Source organism: Metapseudomonas otitidis, from assembly GCF_011397855.1.
In the GTDB taxonomy this organism is placed as follows: domain Bacteria; phylum Pseudomonadota; class Gammaproteobacteria; order Pseudomonadales; family Pseudomonadaceae; genus Metapseudomonas; species Metapseudomonas otitidis.
This window is the reverse complement of record NZ_AP022642.1, coordinates 4648151-4662693: the sequence shown is the minus strand read 5'-3', so window position 1 is coordinate 4662693 and position 14543 is coordinate 4648151. Positions and strand designations below refer to the sequence as shown.

Sequence of the window (14543 nt, the reverse complement as noted above, 5' to 3'; positions counted from 1 at the left end):
TACTGCCAAATAAGAATAAATACCATTTGCGCCGACCCGCGTCCGACTCGGGCCTGCCAAATGAAGACCAGCGCGGTCGCTCCGCCTGCATCGGCATGCCCCGTCCCACGTGACTGCCCGATTGCCCAAGGAGTGCCCCATGACGCAGCCGCGATTCACCCTCAACCCCTTCGCCCTGGCCCTGCTAGCCGCCTCCGCGCCGGCCTGGGTCCAGGCCGAGACGCTGGAGCTGGCCGACGACGTCGCCGAGCAGGCCCGGGCAAAGGTCGGTGAAGCCGCCGAGCAGGCGCTGGAGCTGCAGGAAACCCGCGTGATCGGCACCGCCGAGCAGGAGCTGAAGCAGGCCCCGGGGGTATCCATCATCACCGCCGAGGACATCCGCAAGCGTCCGCCGGCCAACGACCTGTCCGACGTGATCCGCCGCGAGCCGGGGGTCAACCTCACCGGCAACAGCACCAGCGGCAACCGTGGCAACAACCGCCAGATCGACCTGCGCGGCATGGGCCCGGAAAACACCCTGATCCTCATCGACGGCAAGCCCTCCACCTCGCGCAATGCCGTGCGCTACGGCTGGAACGGCGACCGCGACACCCGTGGCGAGACCAACTGGGTGCCGGCCGAGGAAGTCGAGCGCATCGAGATCCTCCGTGGCCCGGCCGCTGCCCGCTACGGCTCCGGCGCCATGGGCGGCGTGGTCAACATCATCACCAAGCGCCCCACCCAGGAACTGCACGGCTCGATGACCGTGTTCACCCAGCTCCCCGAGGACGATGCCGAGGGCGCCAGCCGCCGCACCAACTTCAACCTCAGCGGCCCGTTGAACGACGCGCTGGCCTTCCGCGTGTACGGCGGCATGAGCAAGACCGATGCCGACGACGCCGACCTCAACGCCGGCCACCAGAGCGACCCCACTTCCCTGGTGGCGGGCCGTGAAGGCGTGCGCAACAAGGACGTCAACGGCCTGCTCAGCTGGCAGCTCAACCCCGAGCAGAGCCTCGACCTGGAGGCCAGCTACAGCCGCCAGGGCAACATCTTTGCCGGCGACACCATGCTCAACAACGGCGGCGCCTTCGTCAGCGGCCTGGTGGGTTCGGAAACCAACGTGATGCAGCGCAGTGCCTACTCGCTGACCCACAACGGCGACTTCGAGTGGGGCACCTCCAAGGCCAGCCTGGCCTACGACTACACCCGCAACTGGCGCCTCAACGAAGGCCTGGCCGGCAGCTCCGAAGGCGCGCCTGCCAACGGTGCCGGTGCCTTCACCTCGCGCCTGCGCAACACCCGGGCCAGCGGCGAGGTGAACCTGCCCCTGAGCCTGGGGTTCGAGCAGATGCTCACCCTGGGGGGCGAGTACCTCTACGAGGTCCTCAACGACCCGGGCTCCCTGCGTGCCCAGACCTTCGACCCGGGCAGCGCCGGTGTACCGCCCATCCCCGGCTTCAGCCGTGGCAATACCAAGACCGACGCCCGCAGCTACGCGCTGTACGCCGAGGACAACATCGAGCTGGACAGCCGCACCACCGTCACCCCGGGCCTGCGCTACGACCAGCATGAGGAGTTCGGCGGCAACTGGAGCCCGAGCCTCAACGCCTCCCACAAGCTCACCGATGAGCTGACCCTGAAGGGCGGCATCGCGCGCGCCTACAAGACGCCCAACCTCTACCAGTCCAACCCCAACTACCTGCTCTACAGCATGGGCAACGGCTGCAACGCCGGGCAGACCAACAGCGGCGGCTGCTACCTGGTGGGCAACCCGAACCTGGAGGCGGAAACCAGCATCAACAAGGAAATCGGCCTGGCCCTGGACATGGGGCAATGGCGCGCCAGCGCCACCTACTTCCGCAACGACTACAAGAACAAGATCGTCGGCAGCAACAACTTCACCTACCGCCTGGCCAATGGCCGTCGCGTGCAGCAGTGGGAGAACGCCGGCAAGGCGGTGGTGGAAGGCATCGAGGGCAACCTGTTCATCGCCCTCGACCCGAGCCTGGAGTGGAACACCAACCTCACCTACATGATCCAGTCCGAGGACCGCGACACCGGCGAGCCGCTGAGCATCATCCCCGAGTACACCGTCAACACCACCCTGGACTGGTACGCCACCGAGCAGCTCTCCCTGCAGGTCAGCGGCACCTACTACGGCAAGCAGGAAGCGCCCTCGCTCAACCAGCGCACCAATCAGGCCTACGCCACCACCGCGCAGAAGGACGTGGACCCCTACGGGCTGATGGGCGTCAGCGCCGGCTACGCGTTCAGCGAGAACTACAGCGTGCGCCTGGGCATCAACAACCTGTTCGACAAGCGCATCTACCGCGAAGGCAACGCCAGCGACGCCGGCGCCAACACCTACAACGAACCGGGCCGGTCGTACTTCGCCTCCGTCACCGCCTCGTTCTGACCTGGGCTCCTGGCCTGCCGGAAACGGCGGGCCCATGCCCCGCCGGGTGCTCCGGCGGGGCCTTTTCATGATGGATGCAGCGCATGAGCCTCTGGCACGACGGCTACCTGGCCGATGCCCCTTATCCCCACCTGATCCAGCCGGAACTCGCACCGAGCTGGATGGTGGCCACCCTCACCGCCCTCGGGCGCAGCGCCCCGGACCTGTCCCGGGGCTTTCGCTATTGCGAGCTGGGCTGCGGCCAGGGGCTGGGCAGCCTGCTGCTGGCAGCGGCCAACCCGGCCGGCGAGTTCGTCGCGGTGGACTTCAATCCCCGGCACATCGCCCACGGACGTGACCTGGCCACCCGTGCCGGGCTCGGCAACCTGCGCTTCGTCGAGGCGGCGTTCGACGGGCTGGTCGGGCAGGACCTGGGCGAGGGCTTCGACTTCATCGTCCTGCACGGCGTCTATTCCTGGGTGTCGCCGGCCAACCGGGCGGCCATCCGCAGCTTTATCCAACAGCGCCTGCGGCCCGGTGGCGTGGCTTACCTGGGCTACATGACCGAGCCGGGCCTGTCGGCGTTCCGTGCGGCGCAGCGCTTCATCTGGCAGCACGCCCGGCAGGCACCTGGCACACCGACGCAACGCCTGCGCAGTGCCTTCGCCGCCCTGCGTGGCTGGCAGGCGGCGGGGGCCGGCTACTTCGTCGAGCACCCCGACGTGGCCCGGCGGCTGGATGCCGGCGAGCCGGAGGACCTGGCCCAGCTTGCCCATGAACTGCTCTGCGAACACTGGGAGCCCCTGCCGGTGACCCAGGTGATGGGCGAGTTCGCGGCGATCGGCCTGGACTATGCCGGCAGTGCCGTGCCGCTGGAGAACATCGACGCGCTGTCGGTGCCCAGCGCCTGCCTGCCGCTGCTGGAGGCGCTGCAGACGACCGAGGCCCGCGAGACGGCCAAGGACCTGGCGCGTAACCAGTCCCAGCGGCGCGACCTCTACCAGCGCGCGGGCCGGCCTCTCACGCCGGCGGCCCACCGTCAGGCGCTGCTGGACGGGTGCTGGGCTGCATTGCCGGGGGCGCCGACCCGGGGTGGCTTGCGCTTCGACACCCGCATCGGCCCGGTGGAGGGCGAGGCGTCGTTGTTCTCGCCGTTGCTGCAGGCCCTCGCCGAAGGGCCCCAGGGCTTCGCCGAGCTGGCCCGGCGGCCGACATTGGCGCCGCAGCTCGGCCAGCTCAACCGGGCGTTGCAGATGCTCGCCTGGGCCGGGCATGCCCACCCGCTGACGCCGGGGCCGGTGGCAGTGGAGGCCGGTCAGCGGCTCAACCGCCTGCTGGCCGAAGGGGCGCTGGCCGGGGCCGGCTATCGCCACCTGGTGGCGCCCAGCCTGGGTGCGTCCATCCCCGCGACGGCGCAGCAGATGGCCCTGGCGCGGGTGCTGCTGGAGCTGCCAGGCCTGCGCGGCGGCCTGCTGCGCGAAACCGGCCTGGCCCTGCTGCGCCGCGAGGGCTGGCAGGTGCAGGTGGACGACGCACAGCTGAACCAGTTCGAACACGCCGTGCTGCCGGTCTGGCGGCAACTGGGCGTGGTGCCATGACCCCGTGAGGAGCCTGTTCATGACCCTGTCCCTGCCGGCCTGGGCGCCGGTCCTTTCGCGTGTGGTGGCCGCCTTGCTCGGCGGCTATGCCTTCACCTACGCCTTCACCGCCGCGCTGGCGCGGCTGCTGCCGCTGCACCCGGTGGATGCGTTGCTAGTGGCCAGCCTGCCGTGCTTCGTGGTCTACACCCTGGCGGTGTGCTGGGCCTTCGCCGCCCGCACCGCCCTGCGTGCCTGGCTGGGGCTGGCCCCGGCGCTGCCGCTGGCGGCCCTGGGCTTCTGGCCGCGCCTGCTGGAGTGGCTGGCATGAAGAAGACCTTCACCCAGTCCATGGCCTGGCTGCACACCTGGGGCGGCCTGCTGGCCGGTTGGCTGCTGTTCGCGGTGTTCCTCACCGGGACGCTGGCGGTGTTCGACCAGGAGATCGATCACTGGATGCACCCGGAGGTGCGCGACACCCCGGTGTCCACCGCCGAGGCCGCCGAGCGCGGGCTGGCCTACCTGCGGCAGCACCATCCCGAGGCACGGGCCTGGACCCTGAACCTGCCCACCGAGCGTTCGCCGGGGTTGTCCGTCTCTGCGGGCGAGCGTCGCCACGGCGGTGGCGTGGCCCTGGACCCGGCGACGGGGGAGGTGCTGCCGCAACGTGACAGTGCCGGCGGGCTGTTCTTCTTCCGCTTCCATTTCACCCTCGACCTGCCGCGCATGCTCGGCATCTGGGTGGTGGGCCTGCTGGCGCTGGGCATGCTGGTGGCGCTGCTGACCGGCATCGTCATCCACAAGAAGTTCTTCAAGGAGTTCTTCACCTTCCGCCCCGGCAAGGGCCAGCGCTCCTGGCTGGATGCCCACAACGCCACGGCGGTGCTGTTGCTGCCGTTCCACCTGATGATCGCCTACACCGGGTTGGCGATCTTCCTGCTGATCTACATGCCGGCGGCGCTGGAGAGCCTGTTCGACGGTGACGTCGAGGCGTACTTCCACGCCCAGTCCGGCACCGAGGAGGCCCACCCGCCCCGTGGCCAGACGCAGCCGGCCCCTCTGGCCGCGCTGGCGCCGATGCTGGCCGAGGCCGAGCGGCAGATGGGGCCGGTGGGCGGCGTGGTGATCCGCCATCCCGGGCGCAGCGATGCCCGGGTGGAAGTGCGGCGGGTGCTGGGCAACCGCATCGCCCTGACCAAGGGGCAGAACATGGTCTTCGACGGGGTGACCGGGGCGCTGCTGCAGGCGCCGCCGGCCATGCGCGCCAGCGTGCTGACCCACCGGGTGATCATGGGCCTGCACTTCGCCCAGTTCGGCGGCTACCCCATGCGCTGGCTGTACTTCCTCTGTGGGCTCGGCGGCTGCGTGATGATCGCCACCGGCCTGCTGCTCTACGAGGTGAAGCAGCGGCGCCAGGCCAGCCCTGGCATGGGCGCGCGCCTGGTGGCGGCGCTGAACCTGGCGGCGGTGGCCGGCCTGGGCGTGGCCTGCGTGGGGCTGCTGTGGGCCAACCGCCTGCTGCCGCTGGCGCTGGCCGGGCGCGCGCAGTGGGAGGTGCGGGTGTTCTTCCTGCTCTGGCTGGCCTGCCTGGTCCACGCCGTGTGGCGGCCCGGGGCGCGGGGCTGGAGCGAGCAGCTCGGCTGTGGCGCGGCGCTGTGCCTGGGCGTGCCGTTGCTGGGCTGGGCCACCGGCAGCGGGGCAGGGGATTTCACCCGCGGCATGCTGGAGGTGACGGCCGTTGCCATCGGCCTGTTGCTGGCCGGGTGTGCCTGGCGCGTGCAGCAGCCGGCGGCCGTGCGCCCGGTGCGGGTGCGCCGCCCGAAGGCGGAGGTGCAGGGATGAGCCTGATGCTGAGCGTGGCGGCGGGCCTGGCCCACGGCGGAATGGCCGCGTTGTGCCTGGGCCTGCCCCGGCATTTTCGCCAGGTGTGGCAGCGTGAACCGACGCCCGCATTGCGGCGTGGCCTGCGGGCGGCGGGCTGGTGCCTGTTGGCGCTGGCCTTGCCGGCGAGTGCGGCGTTCTGGGGCTGGGCGATGGGGCCGGTGGCCTGGTTCGGGCTGGTGTCCCTGTCTGGGTTGCTGCTGGCGCTGCTGTTGCCCTACCGGCCCAGGCTGGCGGCGTGGTTGCCGCTGGGCTGGCTGCCGGTGATGGCCGTCCTGGGCGTGGTCCAGGGGCTGTCCTGAACCTCAGCCCGCGCTGCCCTGCTGGTAGGCCTCCAGGGCCTGGCGGTCACTGTCGTCGCCCAGTTCGGCGGCGCGCTGGTAATAGGGCAGGGCGAGGGCGCGGATGTCGGCGTGCCGGGCCTGGGCGAGGCGGGCGCGGCTTTCCCGGAGGAAGTTGAGGTTGCCGCCGGCCAGGGCCAGGCGCAGCCAGTGCAGGGCGCCTGCCAGGTCGCCCTGGTCGGCCAGCACGGTGGCGTGGCTGAACTGGCCACGGAAGTCGCCGGCTTCGGCGGAGCGCCGGTACCAGGCGTGGGCGCGCTCGGGGTTGGCGGGCACGCCGATGCCTTCTTCATGGAAGCGCCCGGCGAAGTTCATCGCCTTGGCGTGGCCCTGGGCGGCGGCGCGCTCGTAGAGGGCCAGGGCCTGGGCCGGGTCCTTCGCCACGCCGCGTCCGGCGGCCAGCAGGTGGGCGTAGTTGTAGCAACCCCAGTCGAGCCCGGCTTCCATGGCCTGGCGGAAGGCCCGGGCGGCGCCGGGCAGGTCCACCTCGCCGCCCCAGCCCTGTTCCAGGCAGCGGCCGAGCATGTTGTGGGCCATGGGGTCGCCCTGGGCGGCGGCGATGCGGAACCACTGCCGCGCCAGCGCCGGGTCGCGCTCGATGCCGCGCCCGTCCAGCAGCAGCTGGCCCAGCAGGGTCTGCGCGGGCACCACGCCTTCACGGGCGGCGGCCAGCACGGCGCTGGCGGCCTGGCGCGGTTCGCTGGCCAGGCGTTGCTGCAGGGCCTCGCGGTCGAGGATGTCGGTGCGGGTCAGGGTGAGGGACATGGGCGGCATGGCCAGGGGAAAGGCGGCGAATAGTATTCATTTCCATTTGTGCTGTAAAACCACGGGCGCAGCCTTTCCAAATGCCATTCCGTTCCATGGATATAGCGCTAAGCCATAAGCGGAAACGCTTGTGCGATATGGCGTAGAGGGGTTTGCCGGTATCATGGGCGCCCCTCTGAGTCTGGATCGCAGAACCGCCATGACCCTGCAGTACCCAACCATCGCCGACTGCATCGGCAACACCCCGCTGGTGCGCCTGCAGCGCCTGGGGGGCGACACCCGCAACACCCTCCTGGTCAAGCTCGAAGGCAACAACCCGGCCGGCTCCGTGAAGGACCGCCCGGCCCTGTCGATGATCACCCGTGCCGAGCTGCGCGGTGACATCCAGCCCGGCGACACGCTGATCGAGGCCACCTCCGGCAATACCGGCATCGCCCTGGCCATGGCGGCGGCGATCAAGGGTTACCGGATGATCCTGATCATGCCGGACAACATGAGCGCCGAGCGCAAGGCGGCGATGACCGCCTACGGCGCCGAGCTGATCATCGTCAGCAAGGACGAGGGCATGGAAGGTGCCCGCGACCTGGCCGAGCGCATGCAGGCCGAAGGCCGTGGCAAGGTGCTGGACCAGTTCGCCAACGGGGACAACCCCGAGGCCCACTACGTGGGTACCGGCCCGGAGATCTGGCGCCAGACCCAGGGCACCGTGACCCACTTCATCAGCTCCATGGGCACCACCGGCACCATCATGGGCACCTCGCGCTACCTCAAGGAGCAGAACCCGGCGATCCAGATCGTCGGCCTGCAGCCCCAGGAAGGCTCGGCCATCCCCGGCATCCGCCGCTGGCCCCAGGAATACCTGCCGAGGATCTACCAGGCCGAGCGCGTGGACCGCGTCGTCGACATGGCCCAGTCCGAGGCCGAGGACACCATGCGCCGCCTGGCGCGCGAGGAAGGCATCTTCTGCGGCGTGTCCTCCGGCGGTTCGGTGGCGGCCATGCTGCGCCTGTCCCGCGAGGTGGAGAACGCCGTGATGGTGGCGATCATCTGCGACCGTGGCGATCGCTACCTGTCCACCGGTGTGTACGACGCGCGCCCGTGATGACTCCGATTTCCCGTCCTGACCTTCGCCCGGGGCGTTACTCGCTCCGGGCCTATCGCATTCACCTGTCCACCGCGCCCGTGCTCGGGGTCAGCCGCGTGCCGGCATTGCCGGTGCTCTCGCGCTGCGCGCCGAGCGTGCTGGTGCCGCTGCGCATGCACCTGCCGCTACGGAGGCCCGATGTCCAAGCGTAACGGTGGGCTGCGCTTCCAGAGCGGGGGCGGCAAGCGCCAGGCCGCGCCGGCAGTGCCGGTGGGCAAGAAGCAGACCCTGGAGGTGGAGCGCCTGGCCCATGACGGCCGGGGCATCGCCTTCGAGCAGGGGCGCACCTGGTTCGTCGACGGCGCCCTACCGGGCGAGTCCGTCGAGGCGCGGGTGCTGGGTGCCCGCAGCCAGGTGGTGGAGGCCCGTGCCGAGCGTATCCTGCGGGCCAGCCCGGAGCGTCGCGCCGAGCCGTGCCCTCATGCCCGCCAGTGCGGCGGCTGTTCGCTCCAGCATCTGCCCCACGAAGCCCAGCTCGCCCTGAAACAGCGCACGCTGGCCGAGCAACTGGAGCGCTTCGCCGGCCTGGTGCCGGAAACCTGGGCCGCGCCGCTGGTGGGGCCGGAGTTCGGCTACCGGCGTCGCGCCCGCGTGGCGGTGCGCTGGGACGCCAAGGCCGCGCGCCTGGAGGTGGGTTTCCGCGCTGCGGCGAGCCAGTCCATCGTCGCCGTGCAGGACTGTGCCGTGCTGGTACAGCCCTTGCAGACGATCCTGCGTGCGTTACCGCCCCTGCTGGCCGGCCTGGAAAGACCGCAAGCGATCGGACACGTCGAGCTCTTTCACGGCACCGCCTCTTCCCTCCTGCTGCGCCATACCCAACCGCTGGTCGACGGCGACCTGGCACGCCTGCGCGCGTTCTGCGCCGAGCACCAGGCGCTGCTCTGGCTGCAGGGGGCGGGCGAGCCGCAGCCGGACCACGCCGACGCGCAGCTGGGTTACCGATTGGAACAGTGGGACCTGGCGCTGGGCTACCGCCCGGGCGATTTCGTCCAGGTCAATGCCTGGATCAACGAAGCGATGGTCCGCCAGGCGCTAGACTGGTTGGCACCCCAGGATCACGAGCGGGTCCTGGACCTGTTCTGCGGGCTGGGCAATTTCGCCCTGCCGCTGGCGCGGATGAGCCGCGAAGTGGTGGCGGTGGAAGGCGTCGAGGCGATGGTCGAGCGGGCCCGCGACAACGCCCGGGCGAACGGCCTGGGCAACGCGCACTTTTTTGCGGCCGACTTGTCGAAGCCGCTGGCCGAAGCCACCTGGGCGACCGGGGGCTTCGATGCAGTATTGCTGGATCCGCCGCGTGACGGGGCGTTCGAGGTGGCTCGCCACCTGGGCGAACTGAAGGCGAAGCGGGTGGTGTATGTGTCCTGCAACCCGGCCACCCTGGCGCGCGACAGCGCCGAGCTGGTCCGGCAGGGCTACCGGCTGAGGACGGCCGGCATCCTCGACATGTTCCCGCAGACGGCGCATGTGGAGGCCATGGCGTTATTCGAGGCGGGCTAGGACGCTCGCGTAATCCGACTGGCCCAGAGAGGCTGGCGATCATTCGGCGCGCTGGCATGCGCCGTAGGGAAGGTAAGGCAAGATGGTACAGGTCAGAGCGCAACAGCCGGTCAACACCGACGGCAGTATCAACCTCGAGGCATGGCTGGACCATGTGCTCAGTCTCGATCCGGTGCTGGACCGCGCCGTGCTGAAGCAGGCCTGCGAGTTCGCCCGCGATGCCGAGCAGCAGGCCAACGCCGCGCAGAACCTCTGGGCCGAAGGCACCTCCAGCTTCCAGACGGGCCTGGAGATCGCCGAGATCCTCGCTGACCTCAAGCTCGACCAGGAGTCCCTGGTGGCGGCGGTGATCTACCGCGGCGTGCGCGAGGGCAAGATCCCCCTGGCCGACGTGCAGCAGCGCTTCGGTCCGGTGGTCGCCAAGCTGATCGAGGGCGTGCTGCGCATGGCCGCCATCAGTGCCAGCCTCAACCCGCGCCAGTCCATGGTGCTGGGCACCCAGACCCAGGTGGAGAACCTGCGCAAGATGCTGGTGGCGATGGTCGACGACGTGCGCGTCGCCCTCATCAAGCTGGCTGAGCGCACCTGCGCCATCCGTGAGGTGAAGAACGCCGACGAGGAGAAGCGCCACCGCGTCGCCCGCGAGGTGTTCGACATCTACGCGCCCCTGGCCCACCGCCTGGGCATCGGCCACATCAAGTGGGAGCTGGAGGACCTGTCCTTCCGCTACCTGGAGCCGGACCAGTACAAGAAGATCGCCAAGCTGCTGCACGAGCGCCGCCTGGACCGCGAGCAGTACATCGCCGACGTGATGAACCAGCTGCGCCAGGAACTCACGGCGGCGGGCATCAAGTCCGACATCAGCGGGCGTGCCAAGCACATCTATTCCATCTGGCGGAAGATGCAGCGCAAGGGCCTGCAGTTCAGCCAGATCTACGACGTGCGCGCCGTGCGCGTGCTGGTGCCGGAAGTGCGCGACTGCTACACCGCGCTGGGCATCGTGCACACCCTGTGGCGCCACATTCCCAAGGAATTCGACGACTACATCGCCAACCCCAAGGAGAACGGCTACCGCTCCCTGCACACGGCGGTGATCGGTCCGGACGGCAAGGTGCTGGAGGTGCAGATCCGCACCCACGCCATGCACGAGGAAGCCGAACTCGGTGTCTGCGCCCACTGGCGCTACAAGGGCACCGACGTCAAGACCAGCTCCAACCACTACGAAGAGAAGATCTCCTGGCTGCGCCAGGTGCTGGAGTGGCACGAGGAGCTGGGCGACATCGGCGGGCTGGCCGAGCAGCTGCGGGTCGACATCGAGCCCGACCGCGTCTACGTGTTCACCCCCGATGGCCACGCCATCGACCTGCCCAAGGGCGCCACGCCCCTGGACTTCGCCTACCGCGTGCACACCGAGATCGGCCACAACTGCCGGGGCGCGAAGATCAACGGGCGCATCGTGCCGCTGAACTACAGCCTGCAGACCGGCGAACAGGTGGAGATCATCACCGGCAAGCAGGGCTCGCCGAGCCGCGACTGGCTCAACCCCAACCTGGGCTACATCACCACCTCCCGGGCGCGGGCGAAGATCGTCCACTGGTTCAAGCTTCAGGCCCGCGACCAGAACGTCGCCGCCGGCAAGGCCATGCTCGAGCGCGAGCTGGCGCGCCTGGCGCTGCCGCCGGTGGACTTCGAGAAGCTCGCCGAGAAGTGCAACCTGCGCACCGCCGAGGACATGCACGCGGCCCTCGGGGCCGGCGACCTGCGCCTGGCCCATGTGGTGAGCAACGCCCAGCAACTGGTGGAGCCGGAGCGCGGCACCAGCGAGCAGCTGGAGCTCATCCCCCGCCGCTCCACCGGACAGTACAAGCCGGGCAAGCGCGGCGACGTGCAGATCCAGGGCGTCGGCAACCTGCTCACCCAGATGGCCGGCTGCTGCCAGCCGCTGCCGGGCGACCCGATCGTCGGCTACATCACCCTCGGTCGTGGCGTCAGCATCCACCGCCAGGACTGTGCCTCGGCGCTGCAGCTGGCCAGCCGCGAACCCGAGCGGATGATCCAGGTCAGCTGGGGCCCGGTGCCGGTGCAGACCTACCCGGTGGACATCGTCATCAAGGCCTACGACCGTTCCGGCCTGCTGCGTGACGTGTCCCAGGTGCTGCTCAACGAGCGCATCAACGTGCTGGCGGTGAACACCCGCTCGAACAAGGAGGACAACACCGCCTCCATGCTGCTGACCATCGAGATCCCGGGGCTGGACGCCCTGGGCCGCCTGCTGGCGAAGATCGCCCAGCTGCCCAATATCATCGAGGCCCGTCGTAATCGCGCAGCCTGAACCGCTGCGCGATTCGCGCGTGACGTTCAGGTCGCGCCGGGTTCAACCACTGGATCTGCCATGTACCAACTCAATGACCTGCTGCACCTGATGGCCCGGCTGCGTGACCCGCAGTACGGCTGCCCCTGGGACCTGAAGCAGGACTACGCCAGCATCGTCCCGCACACCCTCGAAGAGGCCTACGAGGTGGCGGACGCCATTGAGCGGGGCGACTTCGCCCACCTGCCCGGCGAGCTGGGTGACCTGCTGTTCCAGGTCGTCTACTACAGCCAGCTGGCGAAGGAGGAGGGCCGCTTCGAGTTCGCCACGGTGGTCGATGCGATCACCCGCAAGCTGGTGCGCCGCCATCCCCATGTGTTCCCCGACGGCGACCTGTACGGCGCCCCGGACATGGCACGCCTGGAGGAGGCCGCCATCAAGCAGCGCTGGGAGGAGATCAAGGCCGAGGAGCGCGCCGAGCAGGCCGCCGCCCCGGAGCAGCTCTCCCTGCTGGACGACGTGCCCAGCGCGCTGCCGGCCCTGTCCCGGGCGGCCAAGCTGCAGAAGCGCGCGGCCCAGGTGGGCTTCGACTGGCCCGAGGCGCTGCCGGTGGTGGACAAGGTCCGCGAGGAGCTGGACGAGGTCCTCGAAGCCATGAGCGAGAACGACCCCGAGGCAGTGGCCGAGGAACTGGGCGACCTGCTGTTCGTTGCGGTCAACCTCGCCCGTCACCTGAAGGTCGACCCCGAGACGGCACTGCGTTCGGCCAACGCCAAGTTCGAGCGGCGCTTCCGCTATATCGAACAGGCATTGCGCGAAGCGGGTCGTCCCATTGAAGATTGCACCCTGGATGAACTGGACGCCCTCTGGGGCGAGGCCAAGAAACAGGAAAAAGCCACCCTTGGCTGCTAAGCAGAGAGACTGAACGACCCATGAGCCTTTCCCTTCGTGACCAGCTGCTGAAAGCCGGACTGGTCAGTGAAAAGCAGGCCAAGCAGGCCGGTAAGCAACAGCAGAAGCAACAACGCCTGGAGAAGAAGAACCAGGTAGAGAAGGACGACAGCCTGCGCCAGGCCACCCTCCAGGCCCAGGCCGAGAAGCTGGCCAAGGACCAGGAGCTGAATCGCCAGCAGCAGGAGAAGGCCGACCAGAAGGCCCGCGCAGCGCAGGTCAAGCAACTGATCGAACGCACCCGCCTGCCCAAGCTGACCACCGACGACTACTACAACTTCGTCGACAACAAGAAGGTCAAGCGCATCGCCGTCAATGACCTGATGCGCGACAAGCTGAGCCGTGGCTCGCTGGCCATCGTCCAGCACGGCGGCGGTTACGAGGTGATCCCGCGTGATGCCGCCCTGCGCATCCAGGAGCGCGACCCGCGTCGCATCGTGTTGCTCAACGTCGCCTCCGAAGAGGTGGACGAGGACGATCCGTACGCCGCCTACAAGGTGCCGGACGACCTGATGTGGTGAGTGCGGGTTGAATGGGAAGAAGCCGGGCAATGCCCGGCTTTTTCATGGCTGGGGGATCTTCAGCAGACCTGGTTGCCCAGCAGCACCCGGCCGAAGTGCGCGCCTTCGGTCAGCGGGGTGATGGCGGCGATCTGGTCCAGCCGCAAGCGCTCGCGCCCGGCCTCGCTGTGTACCAGCAGGAATTCGTCCTTGTTGCGGTCGGTCTCGGTGTCCATGGCGCGGGCTTCCAGCTGGCGGCCGTCGTCCAGTTCGATGAGCAACTGGTAGCGGTGCAGGCAGGCCAGTTCGATGTAGTCGTACAGCTCGCAGGAAAGGGGCAGGTAAGGGGTCATGAGGGCATCCTCAAGGGCTGTGCCCCGACATCCTATACCCGTCCGGCGTGGCTGCCAGCCCGGCCTTGCGGTGGGGCGCCCAATAAAAAGCCGGGCGCGGGGCCCGGCTTCTGGGATGGTGGCGTGGTGGCTCAGCTGCCCTTGACCTCGCGGCCGTCGACGCTGCCTTCCTTGAGCATGATCTGGTATTCCTTGCCGTCCTTCTCCACCTGGTTCAGGCGCACCAGCAGGTAGTCCCAGTCCTTGGCGAACCAGAGGGTGGTCTTGCGGGCGCTCTGGGTGGGGTCGCGCACGCGCTCGACCTTGATGGCATCGACGCTGCCGGCCATGGTGTCCACGCGCTCCTGGCCGAGGACGCGGAAGTCGTAGGTTTCCACTTCGTCGCCGTCGATCACCTGGTAGCTCATGCTCTTCTTGCCGGCGGCAACGTCGCGCTGGAGCACCAGTTGGTAGGTGGACTTGTCGACCATGCCGCGGTTCAGGGGCAGGCGCACCTGGTTGCCGCGGTCGGTCCCGATGACCTGCTTCTCACCCCAGTCGAAGTCCAGCTCGACCTGCTTGCTCTTGCCCAGGCCGCTGCGGTTGAAGCGGTAGGTAACGGGCAGGAAGGTGGTCTTGTCCAGGCGGAATACGCTGACTTCGCTCAGGCTGGCCACCAGCATGGAGGCCTCGAAATCCAGCTGCCAGCGCCCATCGTCCAGTTGCTTCAGGGAGCGGCCGGCGCTGCCGCTGATGGGCATGGTCTTCCAGTCGGCGGTGTAGCTGGCCTTGAACGGCTTCAGCTCGGCCGCAGTGACCGGCAGGGTGAAGAGGGCGAGGAGCAACAGCACAGCACGACGCATTGGC

13 protein-coding genes are annotated in these 14543 nt (G+C 69.0%); 10 read left to right on the top strand and 3 right to left on the bottom strand.

Annotation, left to right across the window (positions count from 1 at the left end):
- Window positions 1-139: 139 nt before the first annotated feature.
- The 5 genes from PotMrB4_RS21530 to PotMrB4_RS21510 all read left to right on the top strand — a co-directional run bounded on the left by PotMrB4_RS21530 (window position 140) and on the right by PotMrB4_RS21510 (window position 6137).
- Window positions 140-2398 (top strand): TonB-dependent siderophore receptor, encoded by a 2259-nt coding sequence (locus tag PotMrB4_RS21530; protein WP_172434435.1) that lies wholly within the window; start codon window positions 140-142, stop codon window positions 2396-2398.
- An 83-nt stretch (window positions 2399-2481) separates the two neighbouring features.
- Complete coding sequence (locus PotMrB4_RS21525) at window positions 2482-3975, top strand: class I SAM-dependent methyltransferase (protein ID WP_232060752.1); 1494 nt, start codon at window positions 2482-2484, stop codon at window positions 3973-3975.
- Window positions 3976-3994: 19 nt separating this feature from the next.
- Window positions 3995-4285, top strand: coding sequence for an iron transporter (locus PotMrB4_RS21520; RefSeq protein ID WP_074971906.1), 291 nt, complete (start codon window positions 3995-3997; stop codon window positions 4283-4285).
- Window positions 4282-5796: a PepSY-associated TM helix domain-containing protein gene (locus PotMrB4_RS21515; protein ID WP_172434434.1), complete on the top strand. Its 1515-nt coding sequence runs from the start codon at window positions 4282-4284 to the stop codon at window positions 5794-5796. The genes PotMrB4_RS21520 and PotMrB4_RS21515 overlap by 4 nt, the downstream gene beginning before the upstream one ends.
- Window positions 5793-6137 (top strand): DUF3325 domain-containing protein, encoded by a 345-nt coding sequence (locus PotMrB4_RS21510; protein WP_172434433.1) that lies wholly within the window; start codon window positions 5793-5795, stop codon window positions 6135-6137. The genes PotMrB4_RS21515 and PotMrB4_RS21510 overlap by 4 nt, the downstream gene beginning before the upstream one ends.
- A 3-nt stretch (window positions 6138-6140) precedes the next feature.
- Here the strand turns inward: PotMrB4_RS21510 and PotMrB4_RS21505 are convergent, their stop codons facing one another.
- Window positions 6141-6941 (bottom strand): tetratricopeptide repeat protein, encoded by an 801-nt coding sequence (locus PotMrB4_RS21505; RefSeq protein ID WP_172434432.1) that lies wholly within the window; start codon window positions 6939-6941, stop codon window positions 6141-6143.
- Window positions 6942-7140: 199 nt separating this feature from the next.
- Between PotMrB4_RS21505 and cysM the strand changes: the two genes are divergently transcribed.
- From cysM to PotMrB4_RS21480, 5 genes are all read left to right on the top strand, one after another.
- Window positions 7141-8043, top strand: a complete 903-nt coding sequence (cysM, locus tag PotMrB4_RS21500) for a cysteine synthase CysM (protein WP_069562225.1) — start codon at window positions 7141-7143, stop codon at window positions 8041-8043.
- A 180-nt stretch (window positions 8044-8223) separates the two neighbouring features.
- Window positions 8224-9582 (top strand): 23S rRNA (uracil(1939)-C(5))-methyltransferase RlmD, encoded by a 1359-nt coding sequence (gene rlmD, locus PotMrB4_RS21495; RefSeq protein ID WP_172434431.1) that lies wholly within the window; start codon window positions 8224-8226, stop codon window positions 9580-9582.
- An 82-nt stretch (window positions 9583-9664) separates the two neighbouring features.
- Window positions 9665-11914, top strand: a complete 2250-nt coding sequence (relA, locus tag PotMrB4_RS21490) for a GTP diphosphokinase (protein WP_044414192.1) — start codon at window positions 9665-9667, stop codon at window positions 11912-11914.
- A 60-nt stretch (window positions 11915-11974) separates the two neighbouring features.
- Window positions 11975-12805 carry a nucleoside triphosphate pyrophosphohydrolase gene (gene mazG, locus PotMrB4_RS21485; protein WP_044414189.1) on the top strand — a complete coding sequence of 277 codons (831 nt, stop codon included), beginning with the start codon at window positions 11975-11977 and terminating at the stop codon, window positions 12803-12805.
- Window positions 12806-12825: 20 nt separating this feature from the next.
- Entirely contained in the window at window positions 12826-13365 is a 540-nt protein-coding gene (locus PotMrB4_RS21480; protein WP_044414186.1) for a DUF2058 domain-containing protein, read from the top strand.
- A 59-nt stretch (window positions 13366-13424) separates the two neighbouring features.
- Here the strand turns inward: PotMrB4_RS21480 and PotMrB4_RS21475 are convergent, their stop codons facing one another.
- The gene (locus tag PotMrB4_RS21475; protein ID WP_044414183.1) at window positions 13425-13697 is read right to left on the bottom strand and encodes a Rho-binding antiterminator; all 273 of its coding nucleotides are present in this window, start codon (window positions 13695-13697) and stop codon (window positions 13425-13427) included.
- A 131-nt stretch (window positions 13698-13828) separates the two neighbouring features.
- Entirely contained in the window at window positions 13829-14539 is a 711-nt protein-coding gene (locus tag PotMrB4_RS21470) for a DUF3108 domain-containing protein (RefSeq protein WP_044414180.1), read from the bottom strand.
- Window positions 14540-14543 lie beyond the last annotated feature (4 nt).

Bases quoted from the DNA above. Each gene is read 5' to 3' on its own strand.
- PotMrB4_RS21530 (WP_172434435.1), top strand. From the start codon at position 140: ATGACGCAGCCGCGATTCACCCTCAACCCCTTCGCCCTGGCCCTGCTA.
- PotMrB4_RS21525 (WP_232060752.1), top strand. From the start codon at position 2,482: ATGAGCCTCTGGCACGACGGCTACCTGGCCGATGCCCCTTATCCCCAC.
- PotMrB4_RS21520 (WP_074971906.1), top strand. From the start codon at position 3,995: ATGACCCTGTCCCTGCCGGCCTGGGCGCCGGTCCTTTCGCGTGTGGTG.
- PotMrB4_RS21515 (WP_172434434.1), top strand. From the start codon at position 4,282: ATGAAGAAGACCTTCACCCAGTCCATGGCCTGGCTGCACACCTGGGGC.
- PotMrB4_RS21510 (WP_172434433.1), top strand. From the start codon at position 5,793: ATGAGCCTGATGCTGAGCGTGGCGGCGGGCCTGGCCCACGGCGGAATG.
- PotMrB4_RS21505 (WP_172434432.1), bottom strand. From the start codon at position 6,941: ATGTCCCTCACCCTGACCCGCACCGACATCCTCGACCGCGAGGCCCTG.
- cysM (WP_069562225.1), top strand. From the start codon at position 7,141: ATGACCCTGCAGTACCCAACCATCGCCGACTGCATCGGCAACACCCCG.
- rlmD (WP_172434431.1), top strand. From the start codon at position 8,224: ATGTCCAAGCGTAACGGTGGGCTGCGCTTCCAGAGCGGGGGCGGCAAG.
- relA (WP_044414192.1), top strand. From the start codon at position 9,665: ATGGTACAGGTCAGAGCGCAACAGCCGGTCAACACCGACGGCAGTATC.
- mazG (WP_044414189.1), top strand. From the start codon at position 11,975: ATGTACCAACTCAATGACCTGCTGCACCTGATGGCCCGGCTGCGTGAC.
- PotMrB4_RS21480 (WP_044414186.1), top strand. From the start codon at position 12,826: ATGAGCCTTTCCCTTCGTGACCAGCTGCTGAAAGCCGGACTGGTCAGT.
- PotMrB4_RS21475 (WP_044414183.1), bottom strand. From the start codon at position 13,697: ATGACCCCTTACCTGCCCCTTTCCTGCGAGCTGTACGACTACATCGAA.
- PotMrB4_RS21470 (WP_044414180.1), bottom strand. From the start codon at position 14,539: ATGCGTCGTGCTGTGCTGTTGCTCCTCGCCCTCTTCACCCTGCCGGTC.